Source organism: Arthrobacter sp. MA-N2, from assembly GCF_000517125.1.
Lineage (GTDB): Bacteria > Actinomycetota > Actinomycetes > Actinomycetales > Micrococcaceae > Arthrobacter > Arthrobacter methylotrophus.
Map to the genome: position 1 here is coordinate 2923159 of NZ_KI912155.1, position 15831 is coordinate 2938989.

Below are 15831 nucleotides of genomic sequence, written 5' to 3' on the forward strand. Positions count from 1 at the left end.
GAAAGCACCGAAAATGACTGCACCAGTAAGTCCTTCACCTGTCCTCCCGAGCCTGGACTGCGATGTCTTGGTGGTCGGCTCCGGGGCGGGCGGTTTATCCTCCGCCGTGACCGCTGCATACCACGGACTGAAGGTAGTGGTTGTTGAAAAAGCAGAAGTCTGTGGGGGTGCCACGTCGTGGTCCGGCGGCTGGGCATGGACTCCTGGCAACCCGCTGGCCAAAGCCGACGGAGTCAACGAGGACCGCGAATTGTTCCGCACCTACCTGCGCCACTGCCTCGGCAGGAACTACCAGGAAGAAAGGGTGGAAGCGTTCCTCGAAGCGGTGCCTCACATGGTGGGCTTCTTCCAGGACAAAACCAGCCTCCAGTTTGTTCCGGGGGCCAAGATCAAGGACATCTACGGCGGCACTCCTGGTGCGGGCACAGGGCACCGCTCGGTAGGACCAAAGCCGCTGAACGCCCGCCGGATCAAGCCCGAACTGCGTGCCAAGATGCGCCATCAGCTTTACGAAACCTCATTCCTGGGTATGGGCATCATGGCCGGTCCGGACCTGACAAAGTTTCTTTCCGCCTCCCAGGGAAACATCCGGGGCATCTTCCACGCAGGCTGGCGGGTGGGCTTTCACCTCTTGGACCTCCTCACGCACCGCCGCAACATGCAGCTGGTCAACGGGACCGCGCTGACCGGCAGGCTGCTGAAGTCCGCCGATGACCTGGGCGTGCAGATCCTCGTCTCCACACCGGCCAAGCACCTGCTGACCGACGGGGCCGGGAAGGTGAGGGGCGCCGTCGTGAGTTCCCCGGAAGGCGAACTGCAGATCAACGCCTCCCGCGGCGTCGTCCTGGCTGCCGGAGGCTTTCCCCATGACGTCTCCCGCGGGAAGGAGCTGTTCCCCAAGACGCCCACCGGCCGGGAGCACTGGACGCTGGCCCCAAAGGAAACCACCGGCGACGGCATCGCCATGGCGCAGGCCGTGGGTGCCCGCTTCGAGACCGATGTGGCATCCCCGGCCGCATGGTGCCCGGTCTCCCTGGTCCCTTACCGGAACGGACGCACCGGAACGTTCCCGCACATCATGGACCGTGCCAAGCCCGGCAGCATCGGGGTCCGCCGGGACGGAAAGCGCTTTGTCAACGAGGCCAATGGCTACTACGACTACGTCGAAGGTCTTCTAGCTGCCACCCCTGAGGGCGAACCTGTCGAAGCCTGGCAGATTGCCGATGCCGCGTTCGTGCGGAAATTCCCGCTGGGCATGGCCAAACCGCTGCCCGTGCCGCTCTTCCCGTACTTGCGGTCCGGCTACCTCAAGAAGGGCAACACCCTCGAAGAATTGGCCGCAGCCTGCGGCATCGACCCACAGGGACTTGCCGCGACGGTCGCAGAGTTCAATGACAATGCACGCAAGGGCATCGACCCCTGCTTCAACCGCGGCAGCACTGAGTTCAACAGGTACGGCGGCGACCCTACCCACACGCCCAATCCCTCACTGCGCGCCCTGGAAAAGGGGCCGTTCTACGCAGTAAAAATTGTCCCCGGATCCTTCGGTACCTTTGCTGGACTTGCGGCCGATTCACGAGCCCGGGTTCTAAATACCGACGGCCACCCGATCAGCGGCCTCTACGCCGCAGGCAATGACCAGGCCTCAGTGATGGGTGGGCACTACCCCGCCGGCGGAATCAATCTTGGCCCCGCCCTTACCTTCGGCTACATCGCCGGACGCGACCTCGCAGACGCCACACACTATGAAGACGACGGAGCGCCCTAGGACCGGCGCGTTTCCTCCCGAGGCGTAGACGGCCCCGCGAGCTGGTGGGCTGTTTCGAGCTCGGAATCCGCCAGGAAGATGGCCGCGGCGGTAGCTGCGCCAGGGTTTAGTCGCTGCTGTTAAGGATGTAGTCCACAGCGGCTGGTCCCGTCATGCGAAGGCCTTGGAAGACTCCCTTCTTGCCCTTCCCGTTCTTTTCCGTACGAAGGCCCGCGAGGCGCAGGGCGGTACGGAAGGCATGGTCGGGGAGGGGGACTTTGCGGTTGAGCGAGCACCAGCTCACGTAGAGCCCGTAGAACGCGTCGGCGTCGAGTCCTGGATCGTTCGTGTCATCTTTGATGATGCTGTCCTGGAGGAACTGGCTAATCTGTAGAGAGGTCATGGCGTAGTCCGGTAATGGGTTTTGTAGTCCGGTATTGTCTATCGGGTCCGCGGACCATAGGGGGAACGGGTAGGATCCGCGGTGGATCCGGAGGATGGGGTCGTGCCCGGCTTGCTGAGTTGTCCGGCTGGTCCGGGCCCGGTGTTCAGGGCTGGGTTCCGTAGATGAATTCTTTGGCGTGAGCGACGGCTTTTCGGAATGCGTCGTTGCGCAGGGTGGCTTGCTCTGCATTCCTGAGGTCGGTTTCGAGGTAGTTTGTGTACCCGGGCCGCAGGACCCAGATGTCGCCGGCCGGGGGCAGGTAGAAGACCCCGAACGAGCGGTGCTGGGGGTCCTCGGTCCAGATGGGCACGACCGCCAGGGCGGCGCCGGTGTCGGCGTTGATCCATTGGGCCCGGGGCATGGGTTGTTCGTGGGTTTCGGGGTCCAGGAACGGCGCTGTTCCTTTGCCCCATCGTTTTTCGAAGCGTTCGTAGAACGCGGGCATCAATTGGTTGTCGTACGGGCGCCAGGCACTCATGGAGGCTCCTTGCGATTGCGTGATTTAGGCTCTCATCGCCGGATCCGGCGGATCAGCGTGTAGCGGGTTGGAGGATATGACCCTTGCCAGTCCGGCATTCCAGGTGACCGTCCGCCGGGCGGCTCCCAGATGACCGGTCCGATCAGCAGCGAGGCGGCGGGAAGAAGCTGCCCTGGTGTCAGCGTGGGGATGTCGTCCAGCCGCTGGGACTTGGAGCGTGCGGCCGGACGCGGGTGCTCCCGGTCGTAGGCCGCCCGCTTTTCCGGGTTGCCGAGGATGGCGTAGGCGGCCATGATGTCCCGGAGCTGCTGGAGCTCTTCCTGCAGCTCCGGCGCCGATGGGCCGGGGCCGGCGTGGTGTTCGCGGGCCGGCCGGGTGTCCGGGTGCCGGCCGCGGATGAGCGTGCGGTAAGCGTGGGCCACCTCACGCGCCGTGGCGGTGGTGGCGATATGAAGGATGTCGTAAGGATCGGGGCCGTTGCTCGTCGTCATGGCCGTGCTGTGTTCTCTTGGGCGGGGGACGGGGATGGTCCCCGGTCCGTTAAACCGGGGACCATCGTTGCGGGAGTCATCCTCGGGGCCTCATCATCCTTGCGCTGGCTGCGCTGTGGCGTGGTCTGTGAACTCGACCGCCCTCTTCGCATCATGGGCCGCTGAGGTGCTCCCGGTCCGGGAGGCCGCGCCGATGGTCAGGCGCTGATTTCCTGGCGCTGTTTTCCGGCGGTTTCAATTTCGATGCGGCGCGGCTTTGCTTTCTCCGCCACGGGGATCCGCAGGGTCAGGACTCCGGCGTCGTAGCTTGCCTTGACGCCGTTCGTGTCCAGCGCATCCCCGAGGATGAGCTGGCGGCTGAAGACGCCGCGGGGGCGTTCGGAGGCAATCATTTCCGTGCCCTCGCCCACGGGGTCCGGGCGCTCGGCCTTGACGGTCAGCACGTTGCGTTCGACGTCGATGTCCACCGAGTCGACGGTGACTCCGGGGAGGTCGAAGGCGACCACGAAGTCCTCGCCTTCCCGCCAGGCGTCCATCGGCATGGCCGCCGGCCTTGCCGTGGTGCCGAGCACTTGTTCTGCCAGTCGGTCGAATTCACGGAACGGATCCGTTCGCATCAGCATGGTGTGTCACTCCTTGCAGATCGCAGCTTTTTGTTGCCAACCCAGCCGATCTATAGTGGCTGGTATATATTTCTTATAGCACTGCAAAGGGGTCAGGGCAAGCCTGATTTTGGAAGATTTGGAGGAATCCGATGGGCCAGGCCGAGGACCGGAGGAGGGGTGTATACGCGATTTCCGTTGCGGCCGAACTGGTGGGGACGGGGCAGCAGAACCTGCGCCTGTATGAACGCAGGGGCCTGCTGGAACCGGGCAGGACCCTGGGTGGGACCCGCCAGTACAGCGAGGACGATCTGGTGACTTTGCGGCGGATCGGCGAGCTTCTGGACTTGGGATTGAATCTCGCGGGCATCCGGATGGTCCTGCTCCTGGAGGCCGACAACCGGCGCCTCGAAGGGGAGCTCAAGGCCGCGAGCGCCTCGCGGTCCCCGGTCAGGAGAGGATGACTGTTGCCCTGGCAATGGTGCATCCGGCGGGGTTCGAACCCACGAGCCGAGGACTAAAAGTCCCCTGCTCTGGTTGCCTCCGGCACCGCGCTCCAGATACGGCCCCGGCGTACTGGAGCCGTATCTGCTTCACGAAGAAGGCCCCGGAGTCCTGATTCCGAGCCCTTGGGGGTGATGTGCGAAAAGTGAAAAATCCGGCACTAGGGTTTGCGGGAGTAGAGGCAGCCTGTATCCGCCGGAGGTGTTGTCGGGTTGGGGTTACTTCTTCGATCCGTCGATAGTCTTGAGCACGGCTTTTGTCTCGGGGGAGTAGGCGTACGTGGATTCTCCGTCGACCGTCACCCACCACTTGCCGCAGAGCGAGCTCGCCTTCTGCTCTGTCCCGGCGGGCCACCAGTCGGCTTTCAAAGTTGCCTCGCCGCTGTTGTAGTCCGAGGCCTTGAATTTGCCGTCAGCATCGTCAACGGGAGCGGGCTTTTGACCGGCCGGGATTGTTTTGCAGCTATTGGGGAGCGTGACGTTCTTCATCACGATAATTCGTTCAAAGCCGGTGCTGCGGAGCACCTCTTTAATGTCAGTGGCCTGTTCTGGAATCCAGCTGGGTAGTACCCCTGAGCCGTCCTTAGCGGTAGCAAAGGTCTTGGCTTCTTGCTTGTCGTTTTCGTTGCCGTTGACGCCAGGGTTGCAGGCGCTCAATAGAAGAGCGGCGCCGACGGACAAGGTGATACCTGTGATAGCTGCTGCAGTTCTTTTCATATTTAGGTGTTAGTTCCGTAACGGCGGAGCGTGACGACGATGAGAGCGTGGCCTTCTTCACATCAGGCCCGGACGGCCCAAAGCATCACGGCGACGTCCGGGTGAATGTAACGGCCAGGACGAGGATCTGGCAGGCACGGCATCGACGCCCGGGAAGTCTCAATAACGGTCCGGGATACCATGCGCCCGACACTTGACGGGACCCGGATTTTCCACTTTCCACGCAGACTTGCGGCCTACCGAGGCGGCATCCTTTCCCGCCGGACTGCGCCACGCCGCGTTTCTGGAAGTCCGCAACGATGCCCCCCGGCTGGCTCGCGGCGTCGTGCCGGTGGAAATAGCAAAGTCATTGGTGCACCTTGGTCGTCTGGAATTGCTCCTGTTGCCTCACGTCAATACCTCCGGGAAGGTTGATTCGTTGCCTCATGTGAAAACCTCCGGCTGGTGTGGTTCCATCGTTCGTTCACAGCGGGTTTGATCGGTGCCGGTTGTTTGGCGGTGGCGATGGCTTCAAGCCGGCCGGTGAGGGCCAGTATCTGCCGTGAGAGCGCGGCCGGCCTGATCTTCTTGTATTGGGCGTTCATGCGGATCACGGGCATCCGTGCCACGGCGGGGTCTGCTACGGCGCGCCTGTGCGGGGTCGTCGCCCGGTCGTGGGTTTTGCTGACCTTGGCTCCGTGGCGGACCTTGGCGATGAGCTTTTGCTGGGGCAGCAGGTAGTTGGTGAAAATCCGGTCCAGCTCCCAGATCTCGTTGAGGAGCTCCAGTTCCGCGGCGGTGTCATAGCGCAGGTAGCCGACAAGCTCACGGACCCTGGACCAGTTCTTCTGTTCGACGTGGGCGCCGTCGTTCTTGTTGCTCGGGCGGGACCGGGTGAAGGTGATGCGGTGCTCGAGGCAGAACTCGAAGAGTTCGTTGTTGATGAACTCACTGCCGTTGTCCGAATCGATGCCGATGACGGGAAAAGGGAAGACCGCCAGGACGTGCCGCAGGGCCGCGAAGACGTGCTTCTGTGCCTTGTTCGGCACGGACCGGTTCACCGTCCACCCGGTAGCGATATCGGTGACCGTGAGGGTGAAGCAGTACTGCCCGGACGCGGCGCCGCCCTCGTGGCCGACCAGATCGATCTCGACGAAACCCGGCACAGCGTTGTCCCACTGGGCCCAGGTGCGGATCGGGATCTGGGACTTCAGCAAAGATCCGGGCTTGGTATGGGACCGGCCATGCGGCAGGAGCTTCGCCCGCTGACCGGCCAGCCGCCGGTCAATGGTCGCCGCACTCATGCGGGCGAGCATCGCTGCCTGCCCGTCGGTAATGTCCAGGACCTTCTCTGCCCGCAGCATCGGCACGAGATCCGGCAGCATGGGGGCCAGCAGCTTGCCCGCAGGGCCCCGTAGCACCGCCCAGCACAGCACGAGACCGTCCTGCAGGTCGGCCCCATACACCGGGGCGCGTCCCGGCCTGACGGGCCGTGGCCGCGGCGGATCGAGCGCATGCCGCAAAACCGCCCGCGCATGGTCCCGGTGCCAGCCGGTCAGCTCGACAAGCTCATCCAGGATCCGCCCCTTCCTGGCCCGGTCACCGGCCCGGTAGGACTCGGCCAGGTGCTTCGTCACGGCTTTGCGTTCACCCATCGTCAATCCCATCCCTCAAGGATCTCCGCGGCCACCCTTCCCGGACCTTTTCCCATGAGGCAACGTATGCGGCTACGCGGAGGTTTTTTATGAGTCAACGCGTTGCTGACGGATCGGGCCATGCGGGGGTACCTTGTCCTCATGGTCAGCGAAGCAACCACCCTCACCGTTGACGGACCTAACGGCCCCCGTGAGGTGCGGATCTCGAGCCCGAGCCGGGTCCTCTGGCCGGACCAAGGCCTGACGAAGCTGGATCTGGCGCGCTACGTCGCCGAAGTCGGCGATGCGTTTATCTCCGCTAATGGTGACCGGCCGGTCTCGCTGCAGCGCTTTTCGGGGAACATCGACGGCGAACAGTTCTTTTCCAAGAATCCGCCGAAAGGGACGCCCGACTTCGTTCGCTCCGTGACGGTGATCTATCCGAGTGCACGTTCGCACCCTCAACTTGTTCTTGATGAGCCTGCGGCGGCTGTATGGGCTGTGCAGATGAACACCGTGGTTTTCCATCCATGGCCTTCGCGCGCGGAAAACCCGGACAATCCGGATCAGTTGCGCATTGATCTTGACCCTCAGGCCGGCACGGACTTCGACGACGCCATCCCCACCGCCCTGGAGCTGAGAAAGGTGCTGGACGAGGCCGGGCTGAGCGGCTTTATCAAGACGTCCGGCAACCGGGGGCTGCACGTCTACGCCCCGATCAAGCCGACGTATGAGTTCCTGGACGTGCGCCACGCCGTGATCGCGGCTGCCCGGGAGCTTGAGCGGCGTATGCCGGACAAAGTGACCACCAACTGGTGGAAGGAGGAGCGCGGTAAGCGCGTGTTCCTGGACTTCAACCAGGCCAACCGCGACCGCACGATGGCCGGTGCCTACAGTCCGCGCGCCCTGCCGCTCGCCACCGTTTCCTGCCCGATCACGTGGGACGAACTGGAAAGCGTCCGTCCCCAGGACTTCACGATCCTCACGGTTCCGGAGCGACTCAGGACCGTTGGTGATCCGTGGGCGGACATGAATGCGGAGCCTGGTGTCATCGACACGCTGCTGGAATGGTGGGAGCGCGACGTCGGCTCTGGGCTCGGGGAGCTGCCTTTCCCGCCGGACTTCCCGAAGATGCCGGGGGAACCGCCTCGGGTTCAGCCGAGCCGGGCACGCAAGGACAACGGATCGTTGTAGCGCGCAAACGATATATGAAGCTGTGGGCGGTTCCGACTTCTTCTTGGCGTTGGCCAAGCCTGGCCTCGACGTCAGCAGGATCCCCGAGCAAAATTCCGCGTCGGGCCCTTTCTTGCCAACCATGGCTCCTGAAATCCATGCATGAACCTATACGGGGAGTCACATTACTTGCATCTTGAACTAACCGCCCGTACGGTTAACTTCAATCTTCAAGTAATTCCGCCTCTCACGTCGAATGTCGAGGACCTCAAATGACCGCTGTTGTTGAGACCGCCCCGCCGGCCGAGGTTGTGCCCACGGCCACCGTGCGCAGCCAGGTCACAGTTCCACTGCGCTTTCCGGACGGATTCCGCACAACAGCCGAGGTGCTGACGTTCCGTGGCCTGGCCGACGGCAAGGAACACCTGCTGCTCGCCTTGGGTCAGTGGCAGCATGCTTATCCAGGCCGGGAGTCAGGAGACGGAGCGCCCCTGGTCCGGCTGCACAGCGAATGCCTGACAGGGGACGTGTTCGGAAGCGAGCGCTGCGATTGCGGTCCGCAACTGCGTGAAGCAGTCGAGCAGATTGCCGCCGTCGGCGGTTTCCTGCTCTATCTCCGTCAGGAAGGCCGTGGCATTGGTCTTTATTCAAAGCTGGACGCCTACGCATTGCAGGACACCGGCCTCGATACGTACGAGGCCAATCTGGCCCTTGGCCATGGGGAGGATGAGCGCAACTATACGGCCGCCGCTCAGATGCTGGAGACCGTCGGCGCCAGGAGGATCCGCCTGCTCAGCAACAACCCGGACAAGGCCGCGCAGCTCACAGCACTCGGCATCGACGTCACCGAACAGGTCCCCACCGGGGTCCATCTGTCTGCGGACAACCATCGCTATCTGTCCTCGAAGCGTGACCGTACCGGACACACGCTGGAGCTTCCGCCACTCGTCGTCGGGCGCGGTCCGATCGCCGCAACCCCCGGAACCGTACCCGGCCACGAGGACATGCTCGCGCGCGTGGATGCGCTGATTCCCCGTCTGCGGGAGCGGGCGGAGGAAACTGAGCGGCTTCGCCGCATTCCGGATTCCACCATGGCGGAGCTGGAGGAAATCGGGGTCTTCCGTATCCTGGCTCCGAAAGCCCTTGGCGGCTACGGCATGGGAGTGGAGACTTACGTTCACGTCATTCGGCGGCTTGCCCGCGGATGCGCGTCCACCGCCTGGACCGCCGGGCACCTGATCGAGCATGTCTGGATGCTTGCGCGCTGGCCCCAACGGGTCCAGGAAGAAGTCTTCGCGAACGGGCATACTCCCTTGGCGGCCGCCACCGGGGCTCCCGTGGGTATGGCGAGGAAGGTCCCGGGAGGGTTCTCGATCACAGGAAATTGGAGCTTTGCTTCCGGAGTGATGCATTCCGATTGGGCGCTCCTGGCAGTGCAGTGCGACAACGTCCGCCTACAGTGCCTCGTCCCGATCGCTGAACTCGATTTGCTGGACGTTTGGCAAACAGCCGGATTGCGGGGGACAGGCAGCAATGACCTCCGGGCCGAGAGCGTGTTTGTTCCAGAGCACAGGGCGATGGACTGGGCGCTCCTCAGCACAGCGGACAACCCCGGCAGCCGGATCCACCAAGACCCGATGATCCACACTCCCATGGCCGCCCTGCTGAATCTGGTGGCACCCACCACCGCCTTGGGAGCCGCCGAGTACGCCGTCGACATATTCCGGGAACGGATCATGGGACGAAAGGTCAAAAACACGGTCGAGAACCGCCAAGCGGATTCTCCGCTCGCGCAAGCCCGCTTCTCGAAGGCCTATGGGATGGTCGCCACGGCACGCTTGCACTGGCAAGAAGCGGTCCGCGTTGTCGCCGGGTCATACGAACGCCGGCCCTCAACCCTGACAGACGACGAGCGAGCCGGCTACCGGCTCTCCCTGGCCCTCAGCGGCGAGGCATCGGAAGAAGCGGTTCGTCTCATCACCTCAGGATCGGGCGGAAGCGTCCACAGGCTTTCGCACCCCCTTCAGCGAATCCAACGCGACGTGAATGTCCTCCTCAACCACCCGACCCTCAGCATGGATCCGATTCTCGAGCAGGCGGGCCGCGGCTTGCTGGGCCTGGGTTTCACGGTTCCCTCCTTCTGACCCCGTTCGCAGCGTGAGCGCGGCGATCGCGAGCATTTCGAGTCCGGTCCATGCGAGCGTCCCGCCCCAAAGTTCAGGGGAGAAGCTGAGTGCACCGTCGTGGAGCGCCACAGCGGCGAAGTACGGGGCCCAGAACACGACGGGGGAGAGGCAGACCGCGGTGAGGAGCCTTGCGGGACGGTCGGGGTCGGGTCGCGCCACCGCCCACACCACCCCAACGAAGACCGCACCGACGAGGGCCGCGGGCACGAGCCAGGCGTCCCGCAGCCCGACCATCATTTGCATGGCTACGGAGGGCAGCAGTGCCATGGCCGCGGGCACGGCGGCGTGCAGGCGCCAACGCAGCGACAGCAAGAGGACGGGCACAAAGAGCGCGGCCGTTGAGACGACGAACGACGCCAAAGAGACGATGATGCTCGACGACGTCGGAATCGTCACGGCGGGCTGCGCCCCCGCAGAGCCGCTATATGTCTGGATGAGTCCGTGGCGCGCGAAGACCGCGAACTCCTGCAGGATGAACGCCGCAACCATGCCCGAGAGCATCGCGCTCACGACGGCGGGCGTCATCCGCGGCCATGGCCGTTCGGGTGAGTGCCAGGCTGCGGAGAACGGCGCGCCGAGGATGAGGAAGCCGCCGGTGGCGAGCCCGAGATGGGACGGGCTGAAGAGTGCCTTGATGCCCTGCTCGATGCCGAACACGGAGTGCCAGGCGAGGTCGGCCGCACCGGAGATGAGGAACAGGACGACGCCGGCGGCAGCGGCCCCATAGCCGAAGGGGATCGCTTCGGTCCACCGCATGCCGGGGGCGTGCCGGCGCCAGGTCAGGGCGGCGATCCAGAGGGCGCAGGCCGCGAAGCCTGAGTAGAGGATCGCGTGCCATGGAGTGAAGAACGTCTCGAGGTCGCGGAGGTTGTTGTGCGCCCAGCCGTCAACATAAGTTCCGGCGAGGAGCCAGATGCCGGCCACGAGAGTGATGACATCTTCCAGGGCGGTCGTGGGGCGGCGGACTGATACCGGCGGGGTCGCAAAGGCATGAGCTGCTGTGGCGTCCATAGCTCAACAGTAGGTCTCGCCGGCGTCCGCGGCGAGGGAGCAGGGGAATTGGACCGGGAATTCCACCGCAACCCGGCGGCGCACCGCTGGCACTTGGAGAATTCCGCGGTTGGGCGCGGGACTGATTGCCGAAGCAAGCCCCCGGGCCGTCCTGGTCTATCTGCTGCCTCTTGGTGTTCAGGGCGTAGGCGGCCCCGCGAGCCGATGGGCTGTTTCGAGCATGGCGGCATGGACGAAAGCCTGCGGGAAGTTCCCGCGAAGCTGGCGTTGTTGGATGTCGTATTCTTCGGTGAAGAGTCCCGGGGAGCCACAAGCGGAGCGGTTGCGTTCAAAGATCCTGAATGCTTCCGTGGTGTTTCCTTGCTGGTGTTCCGTCAGGGCCAGGTTGAAGCCGCACAAGAGGAAGGCGCCTTCGGAATCCGCCAGGGGGCCGGGCCCGTGCCTGAATCTGTAGACGTATCCGTCGTCGAGGAGTTCTTTTCGCACCGCCTCTGCGGTGGCGAGGGAGCGGGGGTCGCGGGCGGGCAGGGCTCCGCGGATGGCGGGAAGAAGAAGTGCGGCGTCGATCCTGCCGTCGGCGGGTGATCGTTGCCACCTGCCGCTGGGGTGCGTGCACGTGGCCGCAGTGTGCCGCAGGATGAGCTCGGCCAGTTGGCTCCAGGCAGAGGCTTGGGCGGCAGGGGCATAACGGGAGATCGCTTTGAGGCCGGCGACGCAGCTCAGCCGGGAATGGGTCCATCGTTCGTTCCCGAGTTCCCAGATGCCGGCGTCTGGAGTGTCCCATTTTGCCTCTATGGCCGCCACCGCCTGTTCGGCGGCCAGCCAGTGCTCCTTGTCGAGGTGGTCCTGGCGGGCGGCTGCGGCTAAGAGCAACAGGGCTTCACCGAAGCTGTCGAGTTGAAACTGTTTGTTCACCCAGTTGCCCACTGTGTCGGTCCCGCCCGGGTATCCCGGCAGGTCGATGGTGTGCTCGTCGGGTACCGTGCCGCCGTCGACCGTGTAAGCCGGCTTGAGGCTGATCCCGTCGGTCAACAACCGCTCACTGACGAAATGGACCGAGCTGTCAAGTATCCCGGTGGCTCCGCCTGCTCCCGCAGCCTGGCCCGCAAAGCACTGGTCCCGGATCCAGGCGTAACGGTAGTCGTAGTTGCGTTTTGCCTCGGCACGCTCCGGCAGGCCCAGGGTGGCGGCAGCGACCATGGCTCCTGTCGAGCTCGTCATTGCGCGCAGGACTGCGTACGCCCGGCGCGCGTCGGCCGGCGCGACAGTCGCGTCCATGGCAGGGACCGATGCGGCCCAGGCCCGCTCGGTGACAGCCCAGAGATCGGCCGGTGCAGGTGGCGCGGCCGGTAGCGGTTTGCTGGAGAGCTCAAGGACAAGGTGGTGTTCCCCTCCCGGCTCCGGCCTAATATCCTGCTGCAGCATGCCGTCCAGCACGTTTGCGTGGCCCATCCCGCTGACCCGCAGCGTCAATCCACCCCCGTCACCTGACCACACGCCGTCGTCGGATCTGGAGAAATCCACCCTCTGCGAGCCGAAGCCGGGCCGGGGTTGAAGAAGGACGCGGACCGGAGCGGTCCCGGAGATGAGCCGGATGTGGCGCATCAGCACAGCCCTTTCACGCTCGCCGGGCATTGCGAGGGCTTCGCGGCATTCGACGATTCCGTCCGTCGTGACCCAGCGGCTGTTCCAGATCAGCGTGCCGTCGTCGTAGTGTCCTCCCCAGACATACCGCGGGTTGACGGGAGTCACAGCAAACACCCCGGAACCGCCCACCAAGGACGAAAACACTGCGGGGCCCTCCCATTGCGGGGCGCACATCCAGACCACGTCTCCGCGCGGCCCGATCACGGCGCCGCGTTCCCCGTCGCCTATCAACGCGTAGTCGCGGAGCACGTGGACAGGAAAGAACGGGCCGCTGTCGTCGGAGTCAATTCCGGATTCCATTTGGCTATGCCTGGATCCGGTACTTTTCGGCGTCCCGCACCTTGAATGTGAGTCCGATGCCCGGACGGTCGTCGTCGGGCCGGACGCTGCCGCCATGCGGGTCGCCGGCCCCGTCAAAGAACATGTCCTCTATCCGGACGTGGTCGTGGAACCACTCGAGATGACGGAAGTTCGGCGTGCCTGCAGCTGCAGGGACGGTCAGGTTGGGCGCGCAGTGTCCTGAGACTTCCAGTCCGTGGGCTGCGGCTACCGCAGCAGCCCGGAACCACTCCGTGTACCCGCCGCAGCGGCTCACATCCACTTGGAGACAGTCGACGGCGTCGGCGTCGCACATCTGCTGGAAATAGAAAAGGGTGGTGCCGTATTCCCCTGCCGCGACGTCGGCTGTGATGGATCGCCGGACCTGGCGAAGTCCTGCGAGGTGATCGCTGGACACCGGTTCTTCGAACCAGGCCACGTCCTGCTCGGCTGAGGCTTCGGAAACCCGAACGGCTTGTTTCGCGGTGTAGCCACCGTTCGCGTCGACGAAGAGTTGGACTCCCGGGCCGATGGTTTCCCGGGCCTGCCGGATCCGGGCCAGGTCGCGGGCTGTGTTCGTGCCGCGGTCCTCTCCGATCTTGATTTTTACCCGCGGGATCTGCTGATCACCGGCCCAACCCTCCAGCTGGGTGCGGAGCTGCTCTTCTGAATACGTGGTGAACCCCCCGCTGCCGTAAACCTCCACCTGTGCGCGGGCTGCGCCGAAAAGCCGATGCAGGGGAAGATCGAGGATCCGTGCCTTGAGGTCCCACAGGGCACAGTCGACGGCGGAGATGGCGTAAGCTGCCAGTCCGGGGCGTGACGCGTTGCGGACAGTCCGGGCCATGGCTTCGGCCGCGGCGGGAACATCGAAGCAATTGAGCCCGACGACGGCCGGCTCAAGGGTGTCCCTGACCAGCGTTGCGCAGGCTGCCGGCCCGTAGGTCCATCCGATGCCGGTCCACGCGCCGGCTGTGGCCTGCACCAAGACCATCGTGGTCGCATCCCAAGTGTAGGTGCCGTCGGCCTCGGGGGTGCTGGTCGGGACGGTGTATGCCGAGACGTCGAGGGACTTCAGGGCGAGCGTTGAATCGGTCACGGTCATCAATCGTCCCCGTGCGGCAGGAACTCCTGGGCCTTGGTTTTGATTCCTTCCTTGATGAGGCCCCAGGCGCTGTCGTCTCCTTTCATGACGGCCTTCGCGCTGTTGAGGGCCTGCTCGAAGGTTGCGTGGGGCGGAATCGGCGGGATATCGGGGTCGGTGCGCACATCCAGGACGGAGGGCCGGTCTGCAGCGAGGGCCTTCTCCCATGCGCCCCCGAGATCGTCGGGGGAGTCGACGTTGATGCCCTGCAGTCCGAGGCTGGTCGCGAAGGCTGCGTAGTCGACGTCGGGCAGGCTCTGCGATTCACAGAACGCCGGGACGCCGCCCATGGCCCGCATTTCCCACGTGACCTGGTTCAGGTCATCGTTGTGCAGGACCGCGACGATCAAGCGCGGGTCACTCCACTCGCGCCAGTAGCGCTGGATGGTGATGAGTTCGGCCATGCCGTTCATTTGCATGGCACCGTCCCCGGCGAAGGCAATGGCGGGACGTTCCGGATAAGCGAATTTTGCTCCGATGGCATAGGGGACTCCGGGGCCCATGGTGGCGAGGTTGCCGGACAGGGAGCCCCGGACGTGGCCGTGGAACTTGAGTTGCCGGGCGTACCAGTTGGCTGCGGAACCGGAGTCCGCCGCGACGATCGCATCCTCGGGCAGCCGCTCGGAGAGTTCTGAGAACAGCCGCATGGGATTGATCGGGTTGGCTTCCACCGCCGCTTCGGCGCGCATGGTTTCCCACCACCGGGTGACCTTGGATTCGAGGTCGCTGCGCCAGGACCGGTCCTCCTTTCGTTGCAGATGCGGAATCAGCGCCCGCAAGGCAGCCCGGGAGTCGGCAACGATGTTGAATTCGTAAGGGTAACGCAGGCCGATCATGCCGGGATCGATATCGATCTGGACGCCTCGTGCCTGCCCTTCTTCCGGCATGAACTGGGTGTAGGGGAAGCTTGATCCGATGGTCAGCAGCGTGTCGCAGTCGCGCATCATTTCGTAGCTTGGTCGGGTGCCGAGCAGGCCGATGGATCCGGTTACATAAGGCAGGTCGTCGGGCAGGGAGTCCTTGCCGAGCAACGCCTTGGCGACGCCTGCGCCCAGCAGTTCGGCGACCTCGCGGACCTCCACCGCGGCACCACGTGCGCCTTGGCCAATCAGCACGGCAACTTTGCTTCCCTCGTTGAGCAGCTGCGCCGCGCCCAGGATCGCGTCGTCGTCGGGCTGGATATCGGGCCAACGGATGCCGAGGCTGGAAGGAACCATCTTGAAAGCGTGAGCTGGCGGCGTGTACTCCAGCTCCTGGACGTCGGACGGCATGATGACCGCCGTCGGCGCGCGTCTGGCCAGCGCTATCCGTACGGCCCGGTCAAGGACGTTGGGGAGTTGCTCGGGAACCGTGACCATGTGGACATAGTCCGAGGCAACGTCCTTGAAAAGGCTCAGCAGGTCCACCTCTTGCTGGTAGGAACCGCCCATGGCGCTGCGGGCTGTCTGGCCGACGATCGCCACCACCGGGACGTGGTCCAGCTTTGCGTCGTACAAGCCGTTGAGCAGATGGATGGCGCCGGGGCCGGAGGTGGCCATGCAGACTCCGACCTTGCCGGAGAACTTGGCGTAGCCGACCGCTTCGAAGGCGCTCATTTCTTCGTGTCTGGCCTGGATGAATTTCGGCTCGTTGCCGGCTTTTCCGAAGGCGGCGAGCACCCCGTTGATGCCGTCACCGGGAAAAGCGAAGACTTTGTCCACTCCCCATTCACGGAGCCGGGCCAGCAAATAGTCGGCAACCGTCTGTGATCCCATGA

General features: G+C 64.4%; 13 protein-coding genes. 4 read left to right on the forward strand and 9 right to left on the reverse strand.

Going from position 1 to position 15831, the window contains the following annotated elements; genetic code table 11:
* Window positions 1-13: 13 nt before the first annotated feature.
* On the forward strand, window positions 14-1768 hold the full coding sequence (locus A3M3_RS0114355) for an FAD-dependent oxidoreductase (RefSeq protein WP_051423191.1): 1755 nt from the start codon (window positions 14-16) through the stop codon (window positions 1766-1768).
* Window positions 1769-1874: 106 nt separating this feature from the next.
* Here A3M3_RS0114355 and A3M3_RS25200 read toward each other — a convergent pair whose 3' ends face one another.
* The 4 genes from A3M3_RS25200 to A3M3_RS0114375 form a co-directional block, all read right to left on the reverse strand.
* On the reverse strand, window positions 1875-2150 hold the full coding sequence (locus A3M3_RS25200) for a hypothetical protein (protein WP_035741805.1): 276 nt from the start codon (window positions 2148-2150) through the stop codon (window positions 1875-1877).
* Window positions 2151-2295: 145 nt separating this feature from the next.
* Window positions 2296-2670, reverse strand: a complete 375-nt coding sequence (locus tag A3M3_RS0114365; protein ID WP_028266916.1) for a hypothetical protein — start codon at window positions 2668-2670, stop codon at window positions 2296-2298.
* Between the two features lie 32 nt (window positions 2671-2702).
* Window positions 2703-3161, reverse strand: coding sequence for a J domain-containing protein (locus A3M3_RS27015; protein WP_051423192.1), 459 nt, complete (start codon window positions 3159-3161; stop codon window positions 2703-2705).
* 197 nt (window positions 3162-3358) lie between these two features.
* On the reverse strand, window positions 3359-3784 hold the full coding sequence (locus A3M3_RS0114375) for an Hsp20/alpha crystallin family protein (RefSeq protein WP_028266917.1): 426 nt from the start codon (window positions 3782-3784) through the stop codon (window positions 3359-3361).
* Between the two features lie 131 nt (window positions 3785-3915).
* Between A3M3_RS0114375 and A3M3_RS0114380 the strand changes: the two genes are divergently transcribed.
* Window positions 3916-4227, forward strand: coding sequence for a MerR family transcriptional regulator (locus A3M3_RS0114380; protein ID WP_028266918.1), 312 nt, complete (start codon window positions 3916-3918; stop codon window positions 4225-4227).
* 258 nt (window positions 4228-4485) lie between these two features.
* Here A3M3_RS0114380 and A3M3_RS0114390 read toward each other — a convergent pair whose 3' ends face one another.
* Together A3M3_RS0114390 and A3M3_RS0114395 are read right to left on the reverse strand one after the other, a co-directional pair.
* The gene (locus A3M3_RS0114390) at window positions 4486-4983 is read right to left on the reverse strand and encodes a hypothetical protein (RefSeq protein WP_028266919.1); all 498 of its coding nucleotides are present in this window, start codon (window positions 4981-4983) and stop codon (window positions 4486-4488) included.
* Between the two features lie 392 nt (window positions 4984-5375).
* Window positions 5376-6617 carry an integrase catalytic domain-containing protein gene (locus tag A3M3_RS0114395; RefSeq protein WP_081736879.1) on the reverse strand — a complete coding sequence of 414 codons (1242 nt, stop codon included), beginning with the start codon at window positions 6615-6617 and terminating at the stop codon, window positions 5376-5378.
* Between the two features lie 141 nt (window positions 6618-6758).
* On the opposite strand from A3M3_RS0114395, the gene ligD reads away from it, so the two are divergent.
* Window positions 6759-7790, forward strand: coding sequence for a non-homologous end-joining DNA ligase (gene ligD / locus A3M3_RS0114400; RefSeq protein ID WP_035742921.1), 1032 nt, complete (start codon window positions 6759-6761; stop codon window positions 7788-7790).
* Between the two features lie 251 nt (window positions 7791-8041).
* On the forward strand, window positions 8042-9913 hold the full coding sequence (ribA, locus tag A3M3_RS29390) for a GTP cyclohydrolase II RibA (RefSeq protein WP_028266921.1): 1872 nt from the start codon (window positions 8042-8044) through the stop codon (window positions 9911-9913).
* Window positions 9914-11143: 1230 nt separating this feature from the next.
* Here the strand turns inward: ribA and A3M3_RS0114420 are convergent.
* Genes A3M3_RS0114420 through A3M3_RS0114430 form a run of 3 tightly spaced genes read right to left on the reverse strand, consistent with a single transcriptional unit; the run spans window position 11144 to window position 15829 of the window.
* Window positions 11144-12913 carry a glycoside hydrolase family 15 protein gene (locus tag A3M3_RS0114420; RefSeq protein WP_028266923.1) on the reverse strand — a complete coding sequence of 590 codons (1770 nt, stop codon included), beginning with the start codon at window positions 12911-12913 and terminating at the stop codon, window positions 11144-11146.
* Between the two features lie 4 nt (window positions 12914-12917).
* Window positions 12918-14030, reverse strand: coding sequence for an enolase C-terminal domain-like protein (locus A3M3_RS0114425; RefSeq protein ID WP_231497267.1), 1113 nt, complete (start codon window positions 14028-14030; stop codon window positions 12918-12920).
* Window positions 14031-14035: 5 nt separating this feature from the next.
* Window positions 14036-15829, reverse strand: a complete 1794-nt coding sequence (locus A3M3_RS0114430; RefSeq protein WP_028266925.1) for a thiamine pyrophosphate-requiring protein — start codon at window positions 15827-15829, stop codon at window positions 14036-14038.
* Window positions 15830-15831: the final 2 nt, after the last annotated feature.

Coding starts and splice junctions, on each gene's coding strand:
- A3M3_RS25200 (WP_035741805.1), bottom strand. CDS start 2,150: ATGACCTCTCTACAGATTAGCCAGTTCCTCCAGGACAGCATCATCAAA.
- A3M3_RS0114420 (WP_028266923.1), bottom strand. CDS start 12,913: ATGGAATCCGGAATTGACTCCGACGACAGCGGCCCGTTCTTTCCTGTC.
- ribA (WP_028266921.1), top strand. CDS start 8,042: ATGACCGCTGTTGTTGAGACCGCCCCGCCGGCCGAGGTTGTGCCCACG.
- A3M3_RS0114375 (WP_028266917.1), bottom strand. CDS start 3,784: ATGCTGATGCGAACGGATCCGTTCCGTGAATTCGACCGACTGGCAGAA.
- A3M3_RS0114365 (WP_028266916.1), bottom strand. CDS start 2,670: ATGAGTGCCTGGCGCCCGTACGACAACCAATTGATGCCCGCGTTCTAC.
- A3M3_RS0114380 (WP_028266918.1), top strand. CDS start 3,916: ATGGGCCAGGCCGAGGACCGGAGGAGGGGTGTATACGCGATTTCCGTT.
- A3M3_RS0114390 (WP_028266919.1), bottom strand. CDS start 4,983: ATGAAAAGAACTGCAGCAGCTATCACAGGTATCACCTTGTCCGTCGGC.
- ligD (WP_035742921.1), top strand. CDS start 6,759: ATGGTCAGCGAAGCAACCACCCTCACCGTTGACGGACCTAACGGCCCC.
- A3M3_RS0114395 (WP_081736879.1), bottom strand. CDS start 6,617: ATGGGTGAACGCAAAGCCGTGACGAAGCACCTGGCCGAGTCCTACCGG.
- A3M3_RS0114355 (WP_051423191.1), top strand. CDS start 14: ATGACTGCACCAGTAAGTCCTTCACCTGTCCTCCCGAGCCTGGACTGC.
- A3M3_RS27015 (WP_051423192.1), bottom strand. CDS start 3,161: ATGACGACGAGCAACGGCCCCGATCCTTACGACATCCTTCATATCGCC.
- A3M3_RS0114430 (WP_028266925.1), bottom strand. CDS start 15,829: ATGGGATCACAGACGGTTGCCGACTATTTGCTGGCCCGGCTCCGTGAA.